The sequence below is a fragment of the Streptomyces sp. NPDC003635 genome (genome assembly GCF_053587635.1).
In genome coordinates this window covers 42,782-67,648 of record NZ_JBSFOK010000022.1, presented here as the reverse complement: position 1 = coordinate 67,648, position 24,867 = coordinate 42,782, and the positions used below count along the sequence as shown (strand labels likewise).

The 24,867-nt window shown below is 70.4% G+C and carries 19 protein-coding genes; 10 read left to right on the top strand and 9 right to left on the bottom strand.

Going from position 1 to position 24,867, the window contains the following annotated elements; translation table 11 throughout:
• Nucleotides 1–172 precede the first annotated feature (172 nt).
• The gene (locus tag ACWDRW_RS21535) at nt 173–1,465 is read right to left on the bottom strand and encodes a CehA/McbA family metallohydrolase (RefSeq protein WP_451725369.1); all 1,293 of its coding nucleotides are present in this window, start codon (nt 1,463–1,465) and stop codon (nt 173–175) included.
• A gap of 211 nt (nt 1,466–1,676) precedes the next feature.
• Here ACWDRW_RS21535 and ACWDRW_RS21530 point away from each other — a divergent pair, with 211 nt between their 5' ends.
• The gene (locus ACWDRW_RS21530; protein ID WP_451725367.1) at nt 1,677–3,182 is read left to right on the top strand and encodes a S1 RNA-binding domain-containing protein; all 1,506 of its coding nucleotides are present in this window, start codon (nt 1,677–1,679) and stop codon (nt 3,180–3,182) included.
• On the top strand, nt 3,179–4,183 hold the full coding sequence (locus tag ACWDRW_RS21525; RefSeq protein ID WP_451725365.1) for a BtrH N-terminal domain-containing protein: 1,005 nt from the start codon (nt 3,179–3,181) through the stop codon (nt 4,181–4,183). The genes ACWDRW_RS21530 and ACWDRW_RS21525 overlap by 4 nt, the downstream gene beginning before the upstream one ends.
• A gap of 505 nt (nt 4,184–4,688) precedes the next feature.
• Here ACWDRW_RS21525 and ACWDRW_RS21520 read toward each other — a convergent pair.
• Both ACWDRW_RS21520 and ACWDRW_RS21515 read right to left on the bottom strand, forming a co-directional pair.
• The gene (locus tag ACWDRW_RS21520; RefSeq protein WP_451725364.1) at nt 4,689–6,248 is read right to left on the bottom strand and encodes a pectate lyase family protein; all 1,560 of its coding nucleotides are present in this window, start codon (nt 6,246–6,248) and stop codon (nt 4,689–4,691) included.
• Between the two features lie 559 nt (nt 6,249–6,807).
• Nucleotides 6,808–6,984: a hypothetical protein gene (locus tag ACWDRW_RS21515; protein ID WP_451725362.1), complete on the bottom strand. Its 177-nt coding sequence runs from the start codon at nt 6,982–6,984 to the stop codon at nt 6,808–6,810.
• A gap of 176 nt (nt 6,985–7,160) precedes the next feature.
• Between ACWDRW_RS21515 and ACWDRW_RS21510 the strand changes: the two genes are divergently transcribed.
• The 4 genes from ACWDRW_RS21510 to ACWDRW_RS21495 all read left to right on the top strand — a co-directional run bounded on the left by ACWDRW_RS21510 (nt 7,161) and on the right by ACWDRW_RS21495 (nt 11,390).
• A complete protein-coding gene (locus ACWDRW_RS21510) occupies nt 7,161–7,757 on the top strand; it encodes a helix-turn-helix domain-containing protein (protein WP_451725361.1) in 597 nt (198 codons plus the stop codon).
• A gap of 189 nt (nt 7,758–7,946) precedes the next feature.
• Entirely contained in the window at nt 7,947–8,831 is an 885-nt protein-coding gene (locus tag ACWDRW_RS21505) for a class I SAM-dependent methyltransferase (RefSeq protein ID WP_451725359.1), read from the top strand.
• A 377-nt stretch (nt 8,832–9,208) separates the two neighbouring features.
• On the top strand, nt 9,209–10,276 hold the full coding sequence (locus tag ACWDRW_RS21500; protein ID WP_451725358.1) for a PQQ-dependent sugar dehydrogenase: 1,068 nt from the start codon (nt 9,209–9,211) through the stop codon (nt 10,274–10,276).
• Between the two features lie 460 nt (nt 10,277–10,736).
• Complete coding sequence (locus ACWDRW_RS21495) at nt 10,737–11,390, top strand: beta-glucanase (protein ID WP_451725447.1); 654 nt, start codon at nt 10,737–10,739, stop codon at nt 11,388–11,390.
• A 117-nt stretch (nt 11,391–11,507) separates the two neighbouring features.
• Here ACWDRW_RS21495 and ACWDRW_RS21490 read toward each other — a convergent pair whose 3' ends face one another.
• Nucleotides 11,508–12,350 carry a SigB/SigF/SigG family RNA polymerase sigma factor gene (locus tag ACWDRW_RS21490; RefSeq protein ID WP_451725357.1) on the bottom strand — a complete coding sequence of 281 codons (843 nt, stop codon included), beginning with the start codon at nt 12,348–12,350 and terminating at the stop codon, nt 11,508–11,510.
• A gap of 136 nt (nt 12,351–12,486) precedes the next feature.
• The gene (locus ACWDRW_RS21485; protein ID WP_451725356.1) at nt 12,487–14,646 is read right to left on the bottom strand and encodes an MMPL family transporter; all 2,160 of its coding nucleotides are present in this window, start codon (nt 14,644–14,646) and stop codon (nt 12,487–12,489) included.
• A 291-nt stretch (nt 14,647–14,937) separates the two neighbouring features.
• On the opposite strand from ACWDRW_RS21485, the gene ACWDRW_RS21480 reads away from it, so the two are divergent.
• The 3 genes from ACWDRW_RS21480 to ACWDRW_RS21470 are packed head-to-tail and all read left to right on the top strand — an operon-like array spanning nt 14,938 to nt 18,043.
• Entirely contained in the window at nt 14,938–16,155 is a 1,218-nt protein-coding gene (locus ACWDRW_RS21480) for a sensor histidine kinase (protein ID WP_451725354.1), read from the top strand.
• Complete coding sequence (locus tag ACWDRW_RS21475) at nt 16,152–16,829, top strand: response regulator (protein ID WP_451725352.1); 678 nt, start codon at nt 16,152–16,154, stop codon at nt 16,827–16,829. The genes ACWDRW_RS21480 and ACWDRW_RS21475 overlap by 4 nt, the downstream gene beginning before the upstream one ends.
• An 11-nt stretch (nt 16,830–16,840) precedes the next feature.
• On the top strand, nt 16,841–18,043 hold the full coding sequence (locus tag ACWDRW_RS21470; protein ID WP_451725350.1) for a DUF4241 domain-containing protein: 1,203 nt from the start codon (nt 16,841–16,843) through the stop codon (nt 18,041–18,043).
• A gap of 58 nt (nt 18,044–18,101) precedes the next feature.
• Here ACWDRW_RS21470 and ACWDRW_RS21465 read toward each other — a convergent pair whose 3' ends face one another.
• The 4 genes from ACWDRW_RS21465 to ACWDRW_RS21450 form a co-directional block, all read right to left on the bottom strand.
• Nucleotides 18,102–19,826 (bottom strand): acyl-CoA dehydrogenase family protein, encoded by a 1,725-nt coding sequence (locus ACWDRW_RS21465; protein ID WP_451725349.1) that lies wholly within the window; start codon nt 19,824–19,826, stop codon nt 18,102–18,104.
• Nucleotides 19,827–19,904: 78 nt separating this feature from the next.
• Nucleotides 19,905–20,465 (bottom strand): PadR family transcriptional regulator, encoded by a 561-nt coding sequence (locus tag ACWDRW_RS21460; protein ID WP_451725348.1) that lies wholly within the window; start codon nt 20,463–20,465, stop codon nt 19,905–19,907.
• Between the two features lie 116 nt (nt 20,466–20,581).
• On the bottom strand, nt 20,582–21,199 hold the full coding sequence (locus ACWDRW_RS21455; protein ID WP_451725347.1) for a hypothetical protein: 618 nt from the start codon (nt 21,197–21,199) through the stop codon (nt 20,582–20,584).
• Nucleotides 21,200–21,238: 39 nt separating this feature from the next.
• Complete coding sequence (locus ACWDRW_RS21450; protein ID WP_451725346.1) at nt 21,239–23,392, bottom strand: SpoIIE family protein phosphatase; 2,154 nt, start codon at nt 23,390–23,392, stop codon at nt 21,239–21,241.
• A 412-nt stretch (nt 23,393–23,804) separates the two neighbouring features.
• Here ACWDRW_RS21450 and ACWDRW_RS21445 point away from each other — a divergent pair, with 412 nt between their 5' ends.
• Complete coding sequence (locus ACWDRW_RS21445) at nt 23,805–24,788, top strand: threonine ammonia-lyase (protein ID WP_451725445.1); 984 nt, start codon at nt 23,805–23,807, stop codon at nt 24,786–24,788.
• Nucleotides 24,789–24,867: the final 79 nt, after the last annotated feature.

Sequence of the window (24,867 nt, the reverse complement as noted above, 5' to 3'; positions counted from 1 at the left end):
GCCGCCGACGGCATGCAACACCGCCCCCAGCATGCACTGTGGCACTGCGCCGACGTCGCCGGGTCACGGAAATCCTGGCGCACGGCGCCTGCAGAAGCACCCGTCCGCGTGACAGGGGTCGACACGGGTGTCCGGGGGCGAGCGCGGTGGGTACGCTCGCCCCTTCGGGGTGTCAGCCTTTGAGCCACCACGGGCTGCTGTAGGCCACGCCCCAGTCGTTGCAGGGGTGGCCGGCGGGGCCCGGTGAGGCGTTGGTCCGGGTGGGGTCGGAGACGCGCAGGACGACCCAGTCGCCGTCGGCCGAGCTCATCGGGACCGTGAACTCGGTGACCCGGCCGGCGGTGGTGGGGATGACGTCGACGACGGTGGGGGCGCTGGTCCCGGGGCGCAGCACCTGGATGTTCAGGGTCTTGCCGATCCAGTCGGCGCCCCGGTCGAGGTCGACGGCGAACTTGACGTCGCCGGCGGTCAGCGGCATGTCGCCGCCCATGCGTATGCCGTTGGCGATGGCGTCCAGGCGCAGTCCGGAGACGCGGGTGGCGAAGAACCGCCGGGCGCGCATGGCGGCCAGGACCCCGGCTCGGGTGTTCTCGGTGACCCACAGCCCGCTACGGCCCTTGCCCTCGGGAAAGCCCCAGTCGGTGCCGTGCTCGTCGGTGACGCCGGTCAGGCCGGTGCGCCAGCCGGCGTTCAGACAGGCGACGAGCGGGGAGGACGCACCGGAGGACCACCCCTCGAAGAGGTAGTCGTCACCCCGGTTGAACATCTCCAGGCTGACCATGCGCTCACGGACGGCGGAGTTGTAGGCGAAGTTGTTGAAGCGACCGCTCTCCCGGCCCGGGTGATTGAAGCCGGCGACGGCGTCCTTGTCGTCGAGCCAGTTGAAGTAGGCGCTCATACTGGGCGCGAGTGACATGTCGACGTAGCTGTCGGAGAACCACACATTGGAGTGGCCGAGGATCGCGTGGGTCCATTCGAAGCCGCGGATGGCGGTGTAGACACCGGGGACGTTGGCTGCATTGGCCAGTTCGCCGGTGCGCTTCCATTCGGAGGAGCTGAGGCCGCCGATGGTGAACACGCCGCTGTGGTCGGTGAGTGCGGCGACGTCGAGGCCGGCGCTGCGCATCGAGGCGAAGGCGAGGGCGGGGTCGCCGTCGCCGTCCGACATGGTGGTGTGGTTGTGCAGGTCGGCGTGGACCAGGGTGGTCCCCGAGGTGATGAGCGAGGTGCGTGAGGCGCCTCCGGCCGCGAGGGCGGCGATTCCGTTCGCCGCCGCGGTGGCGGTGGTGGCGGCCTGTGCGGTCCCGGGCGCCGCGGCCATGAACAGCATGCTGCCTGCCGCGGCACCGAGAACCGAGCGCCGACTGGGGCCGCCCTCGCCGACCGCGTAGCCGCTGCCCTGGGGGAGGTCGTCGTGACGTCCGTGGTGAGGATCATGACTGTGGTGGTGTCTGTGGTCTCCCATACCCACATCCCACCGCTTTGGCAGGAACATGGCCACAGTGAGCACGCTCCGACGCGTGAACGTTCGATGACTTCAGCACATGTAGAGGGAGGAGCCTCTTCCTGTGGATCGATGACACGGGCCGCGCCCTGCACAAAGACGGGCCGGGCGGGCCGGGCGACCGAGGAATGGGACGATCTGGCGTGCATCACCAATCATCACAGGGAGTCGCGTGCCGCCTTTCGTCTACCAGGTCACCAAGTACGATCCAGCCGATCGCGACGAGCACGGCTACTACACCGGCGGTGAGGAGCCGACCAGCGACCACGGGGCAGTGGAGTCCGCATACTTGCAGGCCGTCGCCGCCTTCGCCGCGGCTTCCGGCGTCGACCGGCTCACCCTTCGCGAGCCACAGATCGGCGCTTACGTCCACTTCGGCCTGGAACCGGCCGTCGAAGGCCACGGACTGGCCGGCCTCTTCCCAGCCGATCTCAGCGGCTTCCACGACGGCGCGGAGGTTTCCCTCGGCGTCGGACTGGAGCTGGTGCGGGCCATGCTCCGCGACAACGGCGCCTGGTGCCGTCTGGAATCCGAGGACGCCTTCGCCGTGCACGTCGGGTGGGACCAGTACGTCTACGTCCGCAGCGACAAACCCTGCGAGAGTGCCGTGGCACAGACGCTGGAACTCGGGCTGTTCCCTGAACGATTGCCAGCTTCACCCTACGAGCCGGACCTCGACGACGAGCCCGGCGAACAGCGCCCCGCCGACGAGGACTTCTGGGACCGTCTGCGCTGGTCGGTCGCGACGCGGGAGGCAGCCGTCCTGGAGGAGGAGTACGTCGAGAACGCCTCCCGCTGGCACCGCCTCACCGAGGACACTCTCGACGCCGTACGCGCCGGGCTCACCCCGCGCGCCAAGCTGGTTGTCTGGCCGGACCTGTTCACCGACGTCGCGACCGTTCTGGCCGCGCTCCCCGACGAGGGCGTGATGGAAGTCGTATGGGAGAACGAGAACGGGGCGATCACCAGCACCATCGTCGACGAGACCGAGTACCCCGCACTGACCGCCCACCTCGGGGGTGCCCGGGCCGCTGCCGCCCTGCCCCTGGACGTGGAATCGCGTCACCCCTTGTTCACGGCTGTGCTGCCCGACGATGACGGCGTTCTGCGAGCGAGATGGCGGACCGAGCAGACCCCCAGCGACCGGAACTGGTCCTTCCTCAGGACTCTCCGCCGCGGTCGGATCGTCACCGGCACGGTCACGGAGGTCGCCCACTCCGGCGTCACCTTCGTGGACATCGGGGGCTGCACCGCGAGTATCAGCTTCCCGGAGTTGTCCTGGCGGCCAGTCGACCACCCGAGCGACGTCGTCACCGTCGGAGAGGAGATCTCTGCCGAGGTCCTCGACATCGACATGACGCGAGACCGGGTGGCGCTGTCGTTGAGGACATTGCAGCCTGACCCGCTGCCAGGGCTCGTACAGCGGATCGGCGAAACCGTGACTGGCGTCGTGACCGCACTCGAGCCGTTCGGGGTCCGCGTCCGCATCGAGGACCGCCACGACGGCTTCCAAGGACTCGTACCCACCACCGAACTGTGCGAGGAGCCCCCGGCCCTCCCCGACGACGTCGTCCGGGTCGGCGACTCCCTGGTCGTGAGGATCGTCGACGTCGACCCCACGCGCCGACGCATCGCTCTCTCCCATCTGGGGGCGCTCACACAGGAAAGGACAGCATGACCACGGTAAGGGGCATCGACGCACGCGGCACGCAGCACTGTGAGACGACCGCTCTGGGCGTGCTGTTGCGGCATCAAGGACTCGATCTGTCCGAGCCGATGCTCTTCGGCCTCGGCTCCGGCCTGTCCTTCGTCTACTGGGACAGCAAGAGCATGCCCTTTCCCTTTCTCGGTGGGCGAGTCAAGCCATTCGACCTCACCACCAACCTGGCCACCAGGCTCGGGCTCGATCTCCTGGTCCAGGAGACCACCTCCCCCCGCAAGGCATGGACGAACGTGACGGCCCTCATCGACGCAGGCCAACCCGTCGGACTGCAGCTCGACAGCTACCACTTGGACTACTTCGGGTCGAAGGTCCATTTCGGCGGTCACGTCGTCGCCATGTACGGCTACGACGACCACTACGCCTACCTGGTGGACACCGACCAGCAAGGGGGAGCCGTCAGCACCAGCCTGACCAGCCTCGCCGAGTCCAGGGCAGCGCGCGGCCCGATGACCGCCAAGCACCGGTCCTTCTCCCTCTCCGTGCCGAACGACCTGTCCTCCCCCCAGGACCAGATCGTCCCCGCCATCACGGCCTGCGCCGACGCGTTCCTCAACCCGCCCATCGCCAACCTCGGTTACCGCGGCATCGAGAAGGCAGGCAAGCTCGTACGCACCTGGTTGCGGCGGACGGACCATCCGCAGCGTGACCTGCCGCAGGCTGCCCTCCTGATGGAGAAGGCGGGCACCGGCGGCGCCCTGTTCCGCAACCTCTACCGCGACTTCCTCGCCGAGTGCGCCCAACTCCTCGACAGCAGCCACCTCCGCACGGGCCACCGGCTGTACTCCGAGGCCGCCGCGCTGTGGACGGAAACAGCGGCACTGATCACGAAGGCGGGTGAGACAGCCGATGCGCAGTACCTCGCGCAGGCAGGCACCATGCTCGACGATCTCTCCCGCCTCGAGCACGAGGCCATGCGGACACTGAGCCGCCTGGGGAGCGGACGGGAGCCCGCGTAGGCTCCCAAGAGGCGGTGGTGGACCGCCAGACCCGGCCGGATCCTGCCAGCGCGAACAGGTGGCCGCCACCGTCGCCGGCGAAGACCAGGGCGGGCTCTTCCCCGTCGATCCGGATCCACCCGTACTCACGGACGTGACTTGCGGTTGTTGCGGCGGGATGGACGAAGTGGCCGAAGTGGACGTCAGGCAGGGAGATCTCTTCGACCACCCAGTACAGCGTGGTCGGATCCGACGGGATCGGCGTCAGTTCCACCAGCGCGTCCGTGGCCTTGTGGCTCTCGTCCGTCGCGGGCGCCACCGCGTTGACCCCCGGCGGGTAGCCGTGCCGTTCCTCGAACGACCCCATGAAGTCTGACAGTTCCACTCGCGTCTGCTCGCACCACCTACGGAGCCATTCGATGTCCAGCCGTGCGTCCGTCACCCCTGGCCCCTTCCGCGCGTACGGACGAACGGACCGGAGCGTTCGCGCACGCGCGGTCGGGGCTGTGACGGGCCGGGAAGCACCTCAGGAGGCGTAGGTCTCGAACTCGGCCACCTTCGGGGTGCCGGTGGCGCCGGTGATCTCGAAGGTGATCTTGCTGAGTGAGGTCTGCGGGAAGGTGATGACACCCGCGCCGCTGCCGGAGGTCAGCACTGCTCCGGTATCGGCGTTGAGGACCCGCCAGGAGCCGATGACTCCGCTGGATCCGGAGGCCTCACGGATGTTGATTTTGGACACCGCGGTGGCGGAACCCCACTTGACGGAGATGGAACCGGTGGAGCCGGCCGACGACCAGTACGTGCTCATGCTGCCGTCGCGGACGTTGCCGTAGCTGGTGCCGTCGGCCTTGCTGGAGCCGTCGGAGCCGGCACCGATGCTGAGGTTCGTGCCGGAGGGCTGGGTCGGAGTCGGCGTGGGGGTGGGAGTCGGTGTGGGGGTGGGCGTAGGCGTCGTGGTCGGCGTCGGCGTGGGGGTCTGCGGTGTGCAGTTGCCGTCCGAGACCTGCAGACCGGTGCCGGCGCCCGCCGTGCGGCGCACCACGTCGGGGACGCATGTGGCGGCGTCCAGCGCGTACGGGTAGGGGATGCTGACCGTGGTGTTGGACTGCGGGTTCGGGCCCGCCGGGTAGTTGTCCGTCCCGGCGCCGGACCAGGTGACGTTGTCGAAGACGTTGCCGCTGACCTGCCAGTAGCCGCGTGCGTCGGTGTAGAAGGTGCCGAGGACGTCCTTGGAGTCCTCGAAGTAGTTGTTGTCCACCTTGGCCTTGGCACCGGCACGGGAGTTGATGCCGGACTCGTTCAGGCTCAGGTAGTGGTTGTTGTACATGTGGGCGGTGCCACCGCGCAGCAGGGGTGCGCGGGAGTCGATGTTCTCGTACCGGTTGTGATGGAAGGTGACGTAACCGTTGGAGAGATCGCTCTCGCTGGAGCCGATCAGGCCGCCGCGGCCGGAGTTGCGCAGAACGCTGTACGAGAGCGTCACGTACTGCGTGTTGTCCTTCATGTCGAAGAGGCCGTCGTAGCCCTCGGACTCCCCGCCGGACGCCTCCAGGGTCGCGTGATCCACCCACACGTTGCGGACGTCGCTCTCCATGCCGATCGCGTCGCCGCCGTTGGACGTGGGTGAGCCCGACTTCTTCACGTTCCGGACGGTCACGTTCTGGATGATGATGTTGCTGGACTCCCGGATGTGGATGCCCAGTTGATCGAAGACGGCGCCGCTGCCGACGCCGACCAGGGTGACGTTGCTGATCTGCTTGAGCTCGATCACGCCGTCGGCCGTGTTGCAGCTCGTGCCCGACACCTTGGCGGTGTTGCCGTGGTTGATGGTTCCCTCGACCTGGATGGTGATCGGCGTGCTGCTGCTGGCCCGGGCGCACAGGGCCGCGTGGATCTGGGTGCCCGTGGTGGCGCGGACGGTCTGCCCGCCGGCCCCGCCGGTGGTACCGCCGTTCTGGGTCGCGTAGCCGGTGACGCCGCCGGTCGCCGCCGATGCCTCGGGCATCGACAGGGCCACACCGCCAGCGACCGCCAGGGCGGTTGCGACCGACGCGGCGGAGAGCCGCAGTGCGACAGGTCTTCTCATTGCCGTCTCCTGAGTTCGCCGTGGTTCGTGTGAGTGGTTCCTCTGGTGCGTGGTTCTCCTGGTGCGCGGTTCTCCTGGTGCGCATTGCGGCTGTCCGTGGGCCGCCGGACAGGGATACGCCTGGGTTCGCGGGGGTCGCCCGGGCGTGGCGCGCCAAGCCCCCGGGACGGTCCCTCACGAGAGGCCGACCACAGGGCATGAGGGCACCTGAGTTGCCCCCCCCATACAGGTCATCAGCGGCTCGTGCACACGTCGCGGCGGCCCTCGCGACGGTTGGCTCCTCCGCGCGTTCCCAGCGCATCGGAAGGCGACGGGAAAGCGCTTTCTGGCCGCAGACGATAGGGCGCGCCCGCAGGGCTGACAAGACCAGCGGCAGAATCTGATTCACATTGACGAACAGTCAGCCCGGCGGAGCGCTGGAGTGGGCGGAGGCTCAAGGAGCCCCGACCCCACCACCTTCCGGCACATCACTGCAGGCCACCGAGTCAGCGGCGTGGAATGCGTTACAGCGACTCAAGCATCGAGGCCGTACATGGACGTGAACGTTCGTCGCAGTCGATCAGCGACTCCTCGGGCCCTGCTGCCCACCCGCACCTCGGCGGGCGTTGTTGTACACGCGCAGCAAGTGCTTGGCGACCGCACACGGCACGGTGTCGACGTAGCACTGCCGGCAGGTGCGCAGGTGGTGCTCGTAGTCGGCATGGGCTTGCTGGAGGGCATCGCCTTGAGAGGGCATCGGGATCCTCGGAATCACTGACAGAAGGGGGCAGGAGAGAGGACGGACGCAGAAGTGACCGCGAGAGGCACTCGCGGGAGGTGCACCCGCGAAAGAAGTGGATCATGTTACTTGTGGTACAGGAAAGTCGAGTTCCGAGAGCGGTCGGCTTGCATTGGGGGCATAGGCTGTTGCTCATGACGCAAGACGATGGGGAGCTGGAGAGTCTCGTACGCAAGCGCGTCCGCGCCCTACGGGTGGCCCAGGGCTGGTCGCTGGGGGAACTGGCCGGCCGCGCGAACATGAGCCAGTCCACGCTGAGCCGCATCGAGAACGGCCAGCGGCGGCTGGCCCTGGACCAACTCGTCGGCCTCGCCCGCGCCCTGGACACCACCCTGGACCAGCTCGTGGAGACCGCCTCCGACGATGTGGTCACCAGCCCGATGATCGACAGCGCCCACGGGTTGATGCGCTGGGCCATGAAGGGCGACCCCGGCATGACCGTCATGCGTCAGCGGATGACCGCACCGCCGCCGGACAACCCCGCGCGCATGCGCGCCCATCCCGGCCGTGAATGGCTGGTCGTCCTGTCCGGCACCGCGGTCCTCATGCTGGGGCACCGGCGTTTCCGCGTGGAGACCAACCAGGCCGCCGAGTTTCCCACGATGCTGCCCCACGCGATCGGCGCGGAGGGCGGACCCTGCGAGATCCTGGGTATCTTCGACCGCGACGCCCGACGCGGCCACGAGCGCTCCGGCCAGGTCGGGCGGGACAGCGACGCGGAGGGCATCTGATCACGCCCGGCGGGGGGCGGGCTCGCAGCCGGAGCGGGAACTCACGCCCGGCACGAGCCGCCCAGGGCGGGCGGGGTTGCGCGCAGGGCACGAGGGCGGCTTGCGCACCGGGCACCGGTAGAGGCCACCTTCTTGCCAAAACTGGGATGCAGTGTGCCGTAGGAGCATGGGCGCCCTAGCGTGAACCGCATGAACCACACGCACCCGCACCAACACCTCGCCGACCATTCCCACCACGGAGCACAGACCGGGCCCCCCGCCGATGCCGACGGCCTTGCGGAGATCCTCGACCTGGACGCGCACGTCCTCGCCGACCACACCGCCGCCATCATCCAGTGGCTGCCCCTCGCCTCACCCCCCAGCAAGATCGTGGACCTGGGCTGCGGGACAGGAGCGGGCACCTTCGCCCTCCTCGACCGCTTCCCCCAGGCACACGTCACGGCTGTCGACGCCTCGGCCGCGCACCTCAAGCGCCTGCGGGACAAAGCAGTCGCCCGCGGCGTGGAAGCACGCGTACGGACCGTGCAGGCCGACCTCGACGCCGACGACTGGCCCGATCTCGGCACCCCGGACCTGGTGTGGGCGTCGGCCGCGATGCACCACATGGCTCGCCCGGACAGCGCCCTGCGCGCCGTCCACCGTCTCCTCTCCCCCACCGGACTCCTCGCCGTGGTGGAACTGTCCGGCCAACCCCGCTTCCTGCCGGAAACCGCTCCCGAGGAGCGCCCGGGCTTGGAGGAGCGCTGTCACGAGGCGGCGGACCACCTCCACAGCGCACACGTACCGCACCGCGGCGCCGACTGGGGCCCGAAGCTGACCGAAGCCGGGTTCACCGTAGAGGGCGAACGCACGATCACCGTGCACATCGACGGCTCCGACCAGCCGGACATCGGCGTCTACGCTCTCGGCGTCCTCCAGCGCGTGCGCCACAGCGTGGCCGGCACCCTCGCACCGCAGGACCTTGCCGCGCTCGACCGGCTGCTCGACCTCGACGGCCCCGGCAGCATCCTGCGCCGCGACGATCTCGCCGTACGCACGGACCGAACCGTCTGGGCCGCGCGCCGCAGCGGCTGAGCCCCGGTTCACGTGCCGACGCTGCGCCGAGTCATGGCCCCTGCCGGCCGCCCCAGGGGCACCAAGGCCGCCGTCAAGCCTGTGACACCCGCGCCAAGCAACAGCCCCGCGGGCCAGCTGCCGGCGCGCCTTGAACAAGGACGACGACCGTCAACTCCGCTCTCAGCCGGGCACATTGGAACCTGAGCCGCGGTCGGACCCGGTTGCACGTGGCACTCCCCCGCATCCGGCCACGGGCCTCGAAGCCGGTCGGCGGCAGGTCGTTCCAGCAGCCTGGCGCGGTTCCCGTCCCCGCACTGTCCTGACAGTCAACTCTTCAGGCAACGGTCACCGTTGCGCAGTGGAAGCCCCGTCGACGCGATTCCTAGGATCACCGCGTGCGACGGCGACGAGTACGCGTACTTGGCTTGGCCGGTCTGCTGGTGGCGGGCGCGGCCATGGGGATCTACTCCTACGGTTCCTACTTCGGCTGGTGGGCCCGACCGACCGTCCACGACGCGCCGGAGGCGAACCCGGCGTCCGTGGAGCCGGTCGCGAAGGGGCTGCGGCTTCCCTTCGACCTGGCGTTCCTTCCCGACGGGTCAGCGCTGGTCACCGAGCGGGAGAGCGGCCGCCTGCGGAAGGTCGCCCCGGACGGAAAGCTCTCCGAGGTCCGGACGATCGAGGACCTCGCGGAGCCGGCCCGCCAGGCCGGACTGCAGGGGGTCGCGGTCTCCCCCTCCTACGAACAGGACCGCTGGGTGTACGTCTACTACACCACCGCCAGGGACAGCCGGGTGAGCCGGCTGCGGCTGGACTCGTCGGCTCCGCCCGAGCCGATCCTCACCGGCATCCCCAGCGGCGAGATCCACAACGGCGGGCGGATCAGGTTCGGCCCGGACGGGATGCTGTATGTGACCACCGGGGAAGCAGACGTCCGTTCCAAGGCGCAGGACCGCGACGACCTGGGTGGCAAGATCCTGCGCGTCACGCCGGAGGGCGAGCCCGCCCCGGGGAACCCGATCAAGGGCTCACCCGTGTACAGCTGGGGATGGCGCGACCCGCAGGGGCTCGCCTGGGACGACAAGGGCAGGCTCTACGCCTCCGAGTTCGGCCACCACAACCTCGACGAGCTGAACCGGGTCGAGCCCGGCGCGAACTACGGCTGGCCCGAGGTGGAAGGCTCCGGTGGGGGGCCCGACTTCACGGACCCGATAGCGACCTGGAAGCCCGAGGACGCCTCGCCCAGTGGGATGACGTTCCATGACGGCCGGATCTGGGTCGCCTGTCTGCGTGGGGAGCGGCTGTACCGGATCGCCACCGACGGCTCACAGCCCGAGCAACTGCTGACCGGTCAGTACGGCCGGCTGCGGCTCGTGACGGAGGCCCCGGACGGCTCGCTGTGGGTGCTCACCAACGGCCGCAGCGGCCCCGACTACGACCTGATCCTCCGCGTGACCTCGTGACCCCGTGACCCCCTCGGGGCGGCACGTGCCGGCCTCGCGCCGCCGCGTGCCGGGACTGCCGCCAGAGCAGTCCCGGCGAGCCCGGATCCAAGGATCGCCCCGTCGATGTCGGGCTGCTCGGCCGGCCGTGCGGACTGGGCCGCTTCGGCCATGAATGCCTCCGGATCCAGGACCAGTTCTGCCGGACCCGTCCGTCCGCAACCGGGCTCGCAGGGGCCTGGAAGGTGAGCGGACCCAAGCTCCGTCAAGTGAGATTTTGGCTCACGGCGATCTGTGTCGTTCGGTCCGGCTGCCTACGTCCGTTGATCGTCAGCGTTCGGGACCTCGTCGTACAGGCCCGCAGGCATGACCCGTTCGCGTGAAAAGGCGGGCCGGCCTCCCAGGACTCGGCATGACGCGCACCGCTCCGGGGATCACCCCGTCAGCGGGTGCGCAACGATCGGCAAGAGGGAGCCTGGGCGTGAGTGATGTCGTGTTCGTCGCGGATTTCGCTTCCGAACTGCAGTGGGTCGCCGGGCGCTCCTGGGCCTATCCGGACGGGGGCCCCACCAACCCGGGCGACGACAAGCTCGACCATCTCACCCAGGATCCCGCTTACTGCCGGGACGGCGCCTTCCGCGCCACTCGTCGGCCCGACGGGCTGTGGGACGCCGGCCTGCTCACGACCGAGGAGAGTGAGGAGGGATTCATGGTGCGCACTGGCGACCGGCTGGATACCAGAGTGCGGTTGCCGGTCGAGGTGGGTGCCTGGCCGGCGATCTGGACGTGGCGCGACGGCGGCAACGAGGTTGATGTCTTCGAGTACCACCCCGACAACCCGGACCTGCTGGAGTTCACCAACCACGTGCGTCGCAGCAGCAGTTACGTCCGGGACGGCGCCGTCTCCCCCGGCGGCGTGATCAGTCTGAGCGTGACGTTCGGCAGGAGGAGTGTCATCTGGCTGCTGAACGGTAAGGAGGTCTTCGCCGACGGCCGCGGCGTCGGGTCCGGCTGGCACGCTTCCCTCATCGTCAACCTGTCCGTTTGCGCCGGCCGTTACCATCCGCGGCCCGACGACTCGGTGGACGAGTTGTCGTACGGGGTGGAGAGCCTGGTCGTGCGTCGTCGGGCCTGATGACCACCGCACACCATGCGCCGCACGCGAGCCACGGGCAACGAAACGCCCACCGGCCGCGTTGATCGCGGACGGTGGGCGTACGCGCGCCGTGGGGGCCCCGGCGGCGGTGAGGGGTCAGCGGGTGCTCAGCATGCCTTCGCGCAGGCGCTTCAGCAGGCGCGTGAGGAGACGCGACACGTGCATCTGGGAGATGCCCAGACGCTCGGCGATCTGAGCCTGTGTCAGTTCGTCCACGAAACGCCAGTGGAGGATCTTGCGGTCGCGTTCGTCGAGTTCGGCGATCATCGGCGCGAGCGCGTGCAGGTCCTCGACCAGGCCGAGGGCGGTGTCCTCGGCCCCGATGAAGTCCTGCAGCGCCGTCTCGCCGTCCTCGCTGTTGCCGATGGTGGCGTCCAGGGAGGCGGAGGTGTAGGCGTTGGACGCCAGCCGAGCCTCGACGATCTCCTCCTCGGGCAGGCTCATCAGCTCCGACAGCTCCCTGGTGGTGGGGGTACGGCCCAGCCGGCTGCGCAGTTCGTCGGTCGCGCGGGCCAGCTCCACCCGCGCCTCCTGCAGCCGCCGCGGCACATGCACCGCCCACGACGTGTCACGGAAGAACCGCTTGATCTCACCCACGATGTAGGGCACAGCGAAGGAGGTGAACTCGACCTCACGGGAGATCTCGAACCGGTCGATCGCCTTGATCAGGCCGATCATGCCGACCTGGACGATGTCCTCCATCTCCTGCGGCCCACGGCTGCGGAACCGGCCCGCCGCGTAGCGGACCAGGGACATGTTCATCTCGATCAGTGTGTTCCGGGCGTGCTGGAACTCCTCCGTCCCCTCCTCCAGCACCGCCAGTCGGTCGAAGAACAGCCTCGACAGCTCGCGCGCGTCCCGGGGTGCCACCTGCGACGCCTCCACACCCTCCAAGACGTCCGTGGTCCGCTCACCAGCCTGCACGGTCGTCGAAACCATCACACACCCCTCCCATTCGGCACTCCCGGACAGCCGGTCCAGCGACCGGCAGTTTCGCGCGTACCCCGGATCAGCCGCCGCACACCACCTACGGCACCGAATTCACGAAATTCAGTTCCGGCGTCGACGTGACCAGTCAGCCGCGACCGGAGACGCGGGCGAGTACCGGCTCGTGGCCGGGCCGCGCGTCGACGGTCTCCACGCTGACGCGGGGCAGCCTGCGCTCGAGCCAGCCGGGCAGCCACCAGGTGGCGTTGGCCATGATCGCCATGACGGCGGGGACGAGCACCATCCGGACGATCGTCGCGTCGAGCACGATCGCCGTCGCCAGCCCGAGGCCCATCATCTTGACCAGGGGTGAGGGGTTGGCGACGAAGCTGAGGAACACGGCCGTCATGATGAGCGCGGCGGAGGTGATCACCCGGCCCGTGGCCGCGATGCCGCGCGCCACCGACTCGGTGTTGTCTCCCGTGGCGTCGTACTCCTCGCGCACCCGCGACAGCAGGAACACCTCGTAATCCATGGAGAGTCCGAACAGGACCGCGAAGAAAATCGTCGGCAGGGGTGAGGCGATCAGGAAAGTCCCGTCGAGGTTGAACAGGGCTCCGAGCCAGCCCCACTGGAAAACGGCGACCACGACGCCGTACGCCCCGCCGATGGACAGCAGGTTCACCACGGCGGCCTTCAGCGGTATCACGACGGAGCGGAAGACCAGCATCAGCAGCAGGAAGGACGACAGGAGGATCGCGCCGACGAACACCGGCAGGGTGTCGCTGAGTTGCCGCGTGAGGTCGTCCGTCATGGCGGTCGTGCCGGACACGGCGACGTTGTCCGGGACGAGGTCGCGGACGCGCTCCAGCGTCGCGGAGGTCTCGGCGTCCGCGGGTGCGGTGATGGGGAGGGTGGGCAGCACCACGGTGTCGCCCGCCGCGGACGTCCGGGGCTCGCCGACGCTCGCGATGCCGGGGTCGGCGGCGATGCGCTGCGCCAGCGCGGGGATGTCCTCGGCGTCCGCGCCGGGAGCGCGCAGGTCGGCGACGACCAGGAGCGGGGAGTTCACACCGGGACCGAATCCCTCGGTCAGCAGGTCGTAGGCGCGGCGGTGGGTCGTGGTGGTGGCGTCGTTGCCCGCGTCGGGGAAGCCCGTCTCCATCCGCAGCGCGGGCGCCGCCAGCGCCAGGAGCGCTGCCGAGGCGACGAGCAGGTACGGCCAGGGCCTGCCGGACACCCGATGGGCGAAACGCCACCATGCGGTGTCCTCGGCCCTCGTGGTGCCCTTACGGCCGAGGCGTCGGCGCTTGTGGATGCGGTCGCCCAGCAGAAACAGCAGGGCCGGCAGAAGGGTGAGCGCGGTCGCGACGGCGAAGAGGACGACCAGCGAGGCGCTCAGGCCGATCGAGGTGAGGAAGCCCAGGCCGGTCAGGGCGAGGGCGGCCATGGCCAGGATGACCGTGCCGCCGGCGAAGAGCACGGCCGCGCCCGCGGATGCCATGGCGTGCGACAGGGCGGTGGGATTGTCCTGCCCGGCGTCGTGGTTCTCGCGGTAGCGGGCCACGATGAACAGGGCGTAGTCGATGCCGACGCCCAGGCCGATCATGGCGCCGATGGTGGGGGCGGCGGTGGAGACGTCCAGGGCGTTGGCCAGCAAGCTGACGCTGCCCAGACCCGCGGCGACGGCCACCAGGGCGAGCGCGATCGGCACCAGCGCGGCGACGAGCGTGCCGAACACGACCACCAGGATGATCAGCGCGGTCAGCAGACCGGCCGCCTCCGCCCCGGAGGTGGGTGTCTCGGCGTTGATGAAGACGGCGTCGCCGCCCAGTTCAGCGACGACGCCGTCCTGCCGCAGCGGTTCGATCGCTTCACTCAGCGCTTCGATCCTCGCGGGATCGACGTCCATCACGGGCACGTCGAAGGTGATCTCGGCGAAGCCGATCCGCCCGTCGGGCGAGACCGTGCCGGCCGGGAAAGGATCGGTCACCGAGGCGACCTGCTCCACCTTGGCCATCCGTGCGACCGCCGAGTCGACGTCAGGCCGGTGACGGTCGAGTCGCTGACCCTCCGGCGCGGCGAACACGGCCATGGCGCTCCCCCTGGACGCCTCCGGGAAGCGCTCTTCGAGCAGCTCCATCGCCTCCTCGCTCTGGCTGCCGGGCGCGACCAGGTCGTCGACGAACGAACCGCCGGCCGTCGCGGCGACGGGCAGCAGCAGGAGCAGGGCGACCCCCCAGGCGGCGATGGTGGCCCACGGCCGGCGGACGCTCGCCCCGCCGATGCGTCGGGTGATTCGGTTCATGGCTGCGTGGGCTCCTGTCAGAGAGCCGCCGCCGAAATCCGTTGCACGTCGGCGGCACGAGTCGTGAGCTCATCCATCGTGGGCGCCGGGGCGGCCGCTGTCCCCGGCCGCCGGAGGGGTTCAGCGCTCCCGCCCGCAGCGGGGAGAACGACGTGGCGCCTCCCCCTGGAGACGGAGAGGCGGATCCGCCCGCCGACGGGTGACGACGTCTCGGGCCCGCGCATACGATGGCGACGCGTGGCGCCCTGCTGATCGAGGTCAGAGCACCAAAAGCCCTGTGAGGGAGCGACGATGAACCGCACGGCACAGCCTGCCGGGACGCCGGTCCGCAGCGTGCCGTCCAAGTTCCACGGCCCCTTCGTCCGTTGGCCGCGAGCCGCGGACGCCACCCTCGCCCTCGTCCTGTTCCTGGCGGTGACGTTCCTGGAGGAAGGTCCGGCGGACAGCCTGGTCTTCCGCCCGCTCGCTGACCTCCCCCCGCCGGTCCTCCTGCTCTTCTCGGCGGCCGGCGCGGCGCTCTACTGGCGCCGACGCAGACCGACAGTGGCAATGGGCGTGGCCCTCGCGTCATGGGCCCCCACGCTGGGCAGCAGCTACGCCACTCTCGGCGGCATCGTGCTCGTCACCCTCTACAGCGTCGGACGGCACACCGACGACAAGCGGTGGGGCCCCCTGGGCATCGTCGCGGCCACCGTCTCCATCACGATCGACGGGCTGCTCCAGTCCATCCCCTGGGGGGAGATCAGTCTCTGCTACGTGGTCATGGGCGGGTCCTGGTACATCGGCCGGCGCCTGCGGCTGCGCGCCGAGCGCGCCGTCCAGCGCCGTCAGGAACAGGCCGCCGAGGCACAGCGCATCGTCGCCGAGGAGCGCACCCACATCGCCCGCGAACTGCACGACGTGGTGGCGCACCGGGTGAGCATGATGACCGTGCAGGCCGGTGCCGCCCGCATGGTGGCCGCCGAGGATCCGCAGGGCGCCCTGGAGGCGATGACCGCGGTCGAGGAGGCCGGACGCCAGGCACTGGACGAACTGCGGCACCTGCTGGGAGTACTGCGCCCGAAGACCGAGCGCGACGGGCTCGGACCCCAGCCCGGCCTGACCGATCTGCCCCGGCTCATCGCGCAGGTCCGCGAGGCCGGACTCGACGTCTCGCTCACCGACGACCTCCACGCCCCCCTCCCGGCCCGCGTCGAACTCTCGGTGTACCGCATCGTCCAGGAGGCCCTGACCAACGTCCTCAAGCACAGCGGACCGCACACGCACACCGAAGTACGCCTCCGCCCCGACCGGACCGGCCCCGGTATCACCGTCGTGGTCCTCGACGACGGCGGGGGCGCCGCCCTCCAGTCCGTGTCCGGCGCCGGCCACGCGGGCACGGGCGGCCACGGCATCGTCGGGATGCGGGAGCGGGCCCTCCTGCTCGGCGGCACCCTCGACGCGGGGCCGCGCCCCGGCGGCGGGTTCCGGCTCACCGCCTATCTGCCCGTCCAAGGGGAGCCCACGTGACCATCCGCGTCGTCGTCGCCGACGACCAGGCGCTGGTCCGCCGCGGCTTCACCATGATCCTGCGGATGAGCGACGCCATCGAGGTCGTCGCCGAGGCGGGCACCGGCCTCGAGGCGATCGAGGCAGCCCGCCGCGAGCGCCCGGACGTGGTCCTCATGGACATCCGCATGCCCGAGATGGACGGCCTCGAAGCGACCTCCGTGATCCTGCGGGAGGCCGACTGGCCGGTGCGCGTACTGATCCTGACCACCTTCGACCCGGACGAATACGTCTACGAGGCGTTGCGCGTCGGAGCCAGCGCCTTCGTCCTCAAGGACATTCCGCCGGAGCAACTCGCCGTCGCGGTGAGCACCGTGGCCGAGGGAGGGGCCCTGCTCGCCCCCTCGATCACTCGGCGGCTCATCGACCAGTTCGCCGGGCGACGCGTCGTCAGCTCCGCGGCTTCGGGCCGCGTGCCACGACTGACCGAACGCGAACGCGAGGTCGTCATCGCCGTGGCCCGGGGTGCGAGCAACTCGGAGATCGCCGAGGAGCTGTTCATCGGTGCCGCGACCGTCAAGTCGCATGTGTCGAGCATCCTCGCCAAGCTCGGCCTGCGCGACCGGATCCAGATCGTGATCTTCGCCTACGAGAGCGGACTCGTCGAAGCCGGCGACCACGACGTGGGTCACTGAAGGGGCAGGGCATGAGCACGCACACAGTGACGGTTTCCTACGCCGAGGGCTGGGACGCCGAAACCCGGCGCGCGTACCGACCGTTGACGCGGGCGGAGGCGGTGGAACGGGACACAGCCGGGGACCCCTATGTGGTGCTGCGCCAGGTCCCGGGCCGTGCGGTCCCCGCGGAGGTGCACCTCGTCGCCTGGCGCGAGGGTTTCGTCGGGCAGTGGGCCTACGACGAACGCGGGCGCCGAACCAACGAGGTCGACCTGCGGTTGCTGGACGACGACCGCATGTTCCTGCGGCGGTATGCGGAACGCCGGTACGCCTCACCGGAGCAGCCGGACCTGGCGCCGGATGCCTGGCGGCTGACGGTGCAACTCCTCCCGGGTACCACCGGGAGGAGGGTGCTGGAGGAGCGCGGCGAGAGGGGCGGCTCGTTCCATACCCTGGTCGATGTGCCGGAGGAGCGGCGGTGGCACGACCGGTCCGACTTCGGCGTCCGGGCGGCCGACTCGCCCCCGGCGTCGGAGGAACCCGAGCCGGGGGACGCCACGCCTCGCGACGTGGAGCCTGCCTCGCTGTGGCGCCCGCCGCGGCCCCTGCGAATGGAGTTGTCGGTCAACGACCTCTTCCGACCGGGCAATCCCTTCCCCGTGGAGCCGTGGGAAGCGACACGGACAGCCGAACCTCGGCACATCGCGATGGTGCGGATCCCGTCAGGGCGCCTGGTCGTGTCGGATCCGCACGACCGCAGGCCCCGTGAACTCGTCGAGCGCCTTCCCCCCGGCGCGTACCCGCTGGAGGCGGCCGTGGTCGTCGGCGAGGGTGAGTACGGTGGGGACCGGTTCCCGGTCACCGAGGAAACCGCCGTGCGCCTCGTGGTCCGGAACGAGCCCGCTCTCTCCTGGGAGTTGGCGCTGAGCGAGGGCGAGGATCCCCGCCTGCTGCTCGACGGCCACGCCTACGGCTTCGGCACCGACGGTGCGGCCGGCAGCTTCGCGGACGCCGCGGCCTGGGAGACGCTGTCGGACAAGGCCAGGCGCCACTACGAGGACCACACCGCATGCGAATCCCTCGGCAACGGCTACGTGCGTGCCGTCGACCAGACCACCGGAAGTGACCTGGTGACGTTCTGCACCGGGGGCGACGGCACCTGGCCGGTGTGGCTCGGCCGCTCAGCCGCCGGCACACTCGTCTCGGTCGTGGTGATCACGTCCTACGGCTAGAACCATTCCCGGAGTACGGCACATCGGACGCCGTACTCCGGGAACGTGGGCCGATGCCTCAGGGCATCATCTCGTACGACCCCGACAGAGCCTCCACGCGCTGCCAGACGCGCTCCGAGCGTGCCGGGTCGACGACCGGGCGGCGGACCGCGCCCAGTGCCCAGGCCTGCTGCTGCTCGGTCGCGGAGTCCTTGCCGTGCAGTTCGACGGCGTGGGCGGAGAAGTCCCGGACGAGGACGGCGAAGAGTTCGTCGAGGACGTCCTCGTCGAGGCCCGCGAGGGCTGCCTGCTCCAGGACCAGCTGGCCGTGGACGACGAGCGCGAAGAGCTGCCCGACGGCGAGGAGCAGGTCGAGGTCCCGGCTCTGCTCCTCGTCGGGGGCGGCGGTGCGGACGAACTCGCACAGTGCGTCGGCCTGTTCGCGGAAGCGGGCGACGTTGGACAGGTGGGCGTAGGCGTCGAAGGCAGGCCGCCAGTCGTGGAAGCGCACCGAGCCGAGGCCGCGGGCCGGACCCTGCCGGAAGAGGAAGTCGTCGTCGGCCGCGTCGAGGCGGGTGGGGACGGGCTCGTAGGCGGCCGGGTCCAGGAGGTGGTTGCGCATGAACTTGAGGATCAGCGCCAGGTTGACGTGGACGGTGCCCTCCAGCTTCGGCAGACCACGGATCTCGACGGCCGCCTGCGCGAAGTAGTTGTCCTTCTCGAAGCCCTTGGCGGCGATGACGTCCCACATCAGGTCGATGACCTTCTCGCCCTCGGTCGTCACCTTCATCTTCGTCATCGGGTTGAAGAGGAGATAGCGGCGGTCGTCGGGGCCCGCGGTGCGGAAGTAGTCGACGGCGCGGTCACTGAACAGCTTCATGCCGACGAGCCGGACGTAGGCGTCGGTCAACTCGCGCCGCACGTGCGGGAAGGCGGTGACGGGGCGGCCGTAGAGGATGCGGTTCTGCGCGTGGGTGACGGCCTCGTACATCGCGTGCTCGCAGATGCCGATCGAGGCGGTGCACAGGTTGAACTTGCCGACGTTGACGGTGTTGAGGGCGGCGTCGAAGGCGGCGCGGCCGGTGTGCAGGACGTCCGCCGGGGCTACGGGGTAGTCCTCGAGGCGGAACTCGCTGACGTACTTCGAGGAGTCGACGACGTTCTTGACCAGGTGGTAGTTCGGGTGCCGGCTGTCGGCGGCGAAGAAGACGTAGCCGTCGGGGCCTTCGACGTCGGTGCGGCGGCCGAAGACGGAGACGAGGCCGGCCGCGTTGCCGTTGCCGATGTAGTACTTGGAGCCGGTGGCGCGGAAGCCGCCGTCGCCGTCGGGCTCCAGGAGCATGTCGGTGGAGTAGATGTCGGCGCCGTGGGTCTTCTCGGACAGGCCGAAGGCGAACACCTCGCCCTGGGAGAGCAGTTCGGCGGCGCGGGCGCGGGCATCGGGGTTCTCGCTCTGCCAGACGGGGCCGAGGCCGAGGATGGTGACCTGCCAGGCGTACCAGTAGTCGAGGCCGTAGAAGCCGAGGATCTCGTTGAGGGCGGCTATGCGGGCGGTGTCCCAGCGCTTGTCGGCCTCGCCGTCGGCGGCGACGGAGGCGGGGGTGAGGAAGGTCGCGAAGAGGCCTTCCTTGGCGGCGAAGGCGAGGAAGTCGCCGAGCCAGGCGCGGGTGCGGTAGTCCTCGATCAGCCGGCGCTTGCCCCGCTCCTCGAACCAGTCGACGGTGGCGCGCAGCAGCCTGCGGGTCTCCGGGTCGAAGTGCGCGGGGTCGTAGGTCCGCGGGTTGAAGAGCAGCGCGTCGGCCATGGGTGCCGCCTTTCGGCTGGTAGGGGGTGGGGGTGGGTCGGAGTGCGGGTGCCGGTCCGGGGGCCCTCGGCCGGCCGGTCAGCGACCGGCGTCGAGGCCGGCGAGTGTGGCGAGGACGTCGTCGAGCCAGGCGAGCATCATCCGCTCGTACGCGATGCCGCCGCGCAGCACCACGTGCTGGAGCTCGCGTTCGGCGTCGAGCGGACCGCCGTCCGCCGGGTTGTCGCCGAAGTCGCGCTCCTCGCCCGCGAGGTAGTGGGCGAGCCGGTCGGCGTGGGCCTGCCGGTGCCGCTCGACCTCGCTGATCAGGGCGGCCGGGTCGTCGAAGGCGGCGCCCCGGACCTTCACCGCGAGGTCGTGCCGTACGCTCTCGGGCTCGGTCGGCTCATGGAGCCACGCGGAGAGCGCGTCCCGCCCGGGCGGGGCGACGGAGTACTCCTTCTTGTCGGGGCGCCCGTACTGCGGGACGTCCCTCACGTCGACCCAGCCGTCGCTCTCCATGCGCTTGAGCACGCGGTAGATCTGCTGGTGGGTGGCGGTCCAGAAGTAGCCGATGGACCGCTCGAACCGCCGGGCCAGCTCATAACCGGAGCCCGGCTTCTCCAGCAGGGAAACGAGGATCGCGTGCTCGAGCGCCATGAGCACGATCTTCCTATGCACCTCGTTGCATAGCAACGGCGGCATGGTGAGACACGGCTCACCCGGCGCGGGTCGCGTGGATCACTGCCGACGGCGACGTGGCCGCCTGGGACGGTTCAGAGGTACGGGCCCGCGAGCAGGACCCAGGGAACACCCACCGCGACCGGCATCAGGCCCCAGACCCACCGCGTCTGGCGCCGCGGGGGCCGGGAGAAGGCGAACGACAAGGCCGCCGCGCCCGCCGCCAGAGCCGCGTACCCCACGTACCATCCCCGCTCGATGGCGTCCCGCCCCCACAGGCTGACGCCCGCGCTCTGGAGCTCCTCGCCGATCGCCGCCCCGGTGTACTGATCGCCCCACGCGGCCGTCACGGACGCCGCCTGACAGACCACCAGCAGGAGCAACGAGACGAGGAGGACGGTGGGCAGACGCTCCTCCACCTCGTGACGAACGCGCCACAGCAGGTACATCAGGACACCGGTGATCGCCGGTGACACGGAACCGAGATATGCCACCGTGTAGAGCTTCGTGTAGACCGAGTCCCCGGCCGACTCGGACGGCGTACCACTGTCAGCCGCCGCGCCCAGCACCTCCGCGCGGTCGAGCAGCAGCCAGACTTCGGGAATCACCACCAGGAGCAGGAGCAGGAAGACCCCTACCGCCGCGCCGACGAGCCACCCTTTCACCCTGACGGTGAAACGGCCGAGATCGAGCACCTGCGCGGGCATGTCCATGAGCGGATCATAGACATGGCCTCGAACGGCACCCCTCCCTCAGTCGGCGCCGTTGAAGTCGTCCGCGGCGGCGCGGCTGCGCTTGTCGTGGAGCAGCACCAGGAGGGCGATGTCGTCGGTGCGCCGCCCGCTGCTGTCGGCCTTGCTGAGCAGGTTGTCGATGAGGGCGTCCAGTTCGCGGTCGTCGGAGGCGGCGAGGTGGCGGGCGAGCCGGTTGATGGCGTCCTCGATGTCGGCGCCGGGTGTCTCGACGAGGCCGTCGGTGTAGAGGGCGAGCAGCGCTCCCTCGGGCAGGGAAACCTCCGTCACGGCGAACTCGGCGGCCGGGTCGATCCCCAGGAGCGGTCCGGGCTCCAGGGGAACGGGGCGGGTGTCGCCGTCGGGGAGGCGCAACAGGGGCGGCGGGTGGCCGGCGCTGGCGAGGGTCGCCTGGCCGCGGGCGAAGTCGAGACGGGCGTAGAGGCAGCTCGTGAACAGCTCCGGGGCGAGGTCGATGAGCAGCCGGTTGGTGCGGTGCAGGACCTGGTCGGGAGGGGTGCCGAGGGTCGCGTGGGCGTGGACGGCGGTACGCACCTGGCCCATCAGCGCAGCCGCGGCGGCGTTGTGGCCCTGGACGTCGCCGATGACCGCGTCCGCGGCGGTGTCGCCGAGGCGGAGCACGTCGTAGAAGTCACCGCCGATCTCCATGCCACGGGTGGCGGGAAGGTAGCGGGCGGCCACCCGCAGCCCGGTGATGTCGGGCAGGCTGCGCGGGAGCAGTGCCTGCTGGAGGCTGTGGGCGAGGTCGTGCTTGGTGTCGTACAGGCGGGCGCGGTCGAAGGCCTGGGCGATGAGCCCGGCGAGCGAGGTCATGACGGCGCGTTCCTCGGCCGAGAAGGCGTGCGGCCCGTCGTAGGACAGGATGCATACGCCGACCGGCCTGCCCGAGATGATCAGAGGCAGGAAGGCCCAGGCCTTCTTTCCGCTGACCAGCGGCGCGTCAGGGTAGGTGCGCCGCATCTCCTCAACGTCCGCGAAGAAGGCCGGGATGCCGCTGGCGAGGACCTGGCCCGCCGGCGTGAAGGACGTGTCGAGGGCAAGGCCGTCCAGTTGCTCGATGGTGTCGGCCGCGTAGCCGCGGTGGCCGGTGATCATCAGCCGGCCGGCGCTCGCGGTGGACAGCACCAGGCCCTGGGCGCCGAAGGCGGGCATGATCTGGTCGGCGACCAGATCCACGACGTCCTGGACCCCGACGACCTCGGTCAGCGCGGCGGCCAGATGCGTGAGCTGGTACAGCTGGCCGGCGCGGGCGGGCGTCGCGCTGCGCGTGGACCGGCGCGGCGCGGGTCGGGGTGGCGGATGCCCCCCGCTGGGAATGATCCGGGCACTGATCCCGCTGGCGTCCGGATACAGGTGGAATTCCAGCCACTGGTCGGGCGGGCGGTACGCGGTGAACGACACGGGCTCGCGGCTGAGCACCGCGGCCCGGTAGCTGTCCTCGACGGAGGGATCGTCGAGCCAGCGCAGGGACTCCCAGGGGCGGGTGCCCAGCAGTCCGCCCGCGTCGCGGCCCAGCAGTTCGCAGGCACCGGCGCTGACGTAGGTGAAGCGCCCGTCCAGATCCACGGCGCAGCTCCCGCCGGGCAGGCGCTCGGCGAAGTCGGCGGCGGCCGTGGCCTGGTTCACGGAGCGGTCGCCGGCGCCGGTGGTGACGACGCGCGGCTGTTTCCGGGGGCCCGGCGCAGCGCCCCGCTCGGCGGCCTCCTCCAGCAGGCGGGCCAGTCGTCGGCAACTGGCGGTGACGTTTCCCCGCTCCCGTTGGGTCATGTACGGCGGTCGCGTGGCCGGCCACATCAGCAGCAGGGAGCCCCACGGGCGCACCCCGGCGATCGGCGCGGCGGCCAGTGCCAGCGGGTAGGGCAGCACGATCGCGGTGCGCGGGTAGGTGCGGGCCATCTCCTCCTGGCCGCTCACCCACACCATGCGGTTCTCGCGGACGGCGTCGGCGACGGGCGCCGGAGCGGCGAGCGGAACCCTCGACCACGGCGCGGCGAACTCCAGCGGCGCCCCGTAGAGCAAGTCCAGGCCCAGCAGCTGCCCGTCCGGTACGAGCAGGTACAGAGCGGCGATGGACGCACCGGTCGAGCGCACTGTCTGCGCGAACACGGCGTCCAGCGCATCGGCGTCCGGGGCCGCGTCAGCCGTACCGGTCATGCCCTCCGCTCCCGTCGGGCCGCGGTCCGGGAGTGCCGCACACACCCGGGCCCCGGCCATACCTGGACGCTACGCCCCTGAGGAGCGGTCGGCACGTGGTGCCCGCCCTCCCGACCCATGGCCCGACTGAGCCCGGACGCGCGGGCGGCGGCCCTACCGCGGCACCGGACAGGGCCGGTCGGGCAGGCGGCGGTGCCGTGGCACCGGACACGGTCGCTCCGGCGCCTCGCGACAGTGGTCACGGTGCAGCTCGCCCCGCCCTCCGGAGCCATGCCCCGCGCTGATACCGGAGCCGTGCTCTGCGGTGATACCACCGCCGAGCCGGACGGCGAGCCTCTGGGCGATGGCCGGTCCCAGCCGGGTCGCACGGCGCACTCTCGACGACGGCGTCGGCGCCGCTAGGCTGCGGGCCGTGCTGGAGACACGCCTCGACACCGCTCGGATCCGGGCGGCACGCCGTGTGATCGACCCGCTCTTTCTCGACACTCCGCTGTACCGCTGCGAGGCACTGGAGCCGGGCCTCGGGTGCGCGGTCAGCATCAAGCTCGAGACGGCGAACCCGGTCCGCAGCTTCAAGGCCCGCGGCACCGAGGTCGTCGCGAGCCTGCTCGCCGATCACGGCCCCCGGGCGGTGGTGTGCGCCAGCGCGGGCAACCTCGGCCAAGCCCTCGCCTGGTCGGCCCGGCACCGAGGGCTCGACGTGACCGTCGTGGCCTCCCGCCATGCCACTGCGGCCAAACTCGACCGCATCCGCGCGCTGGGCGCCCGGCTGGAACTGGTGGACGGCGACCACGAGCTGGCGCGCGAACGGGCTGCCGCCATCGCACGGCACGAGGGCATCCGGCTGCTCGAAGACAGCCTGGACCTCGAGACCTGCGAGGGCGCGGCGACCATCGGATTGGAACTGGCGGAGACCACCCCTCGGTTCGACGCCGTCCTGATCGCTCTCGGCGGCGGAGCACTGGCCACCGGCGTGGGCCATGTGATGAAGGCCCTCGCGCCCGAGGTCGAGGTCATCTGTGTCCAGCCGCTGGGCGCCCCCGCTCTGACCCACTCGTGGCGCCAACGACGTGTCGTCACCACCGACTCGGCCCACACCATCGCCGACGGCGTCGCCGGCCGCCACCCCATCCCGGCCGTACTGGACGACCTCCTCCTGGTCGCCGACGACGCCGTCCTGGTGCGGGAGGCGTCGATCATCGCCGGCATGCGGATGCTCCACCAGCACGCGGGTCTCGTCGTCGAACCCTCGGCCGCACTCGGCATCGCGGCCGTCCTCGAAGACCGTGACCGCTTCGCCGGCCGACACGTCGTCACCATCGTGTGCGGCAGCAACGTCGACATGGACGCCTACCACCGCTGGATCGGGACGGCGGTTCCCTTTCACACGTCCTGACCAGGTGAATCTGACACACGGTCGGACACCTCTCGGCACGCGATTCCGACGCTGTGTCACTGCCACTAACTTGCCATAA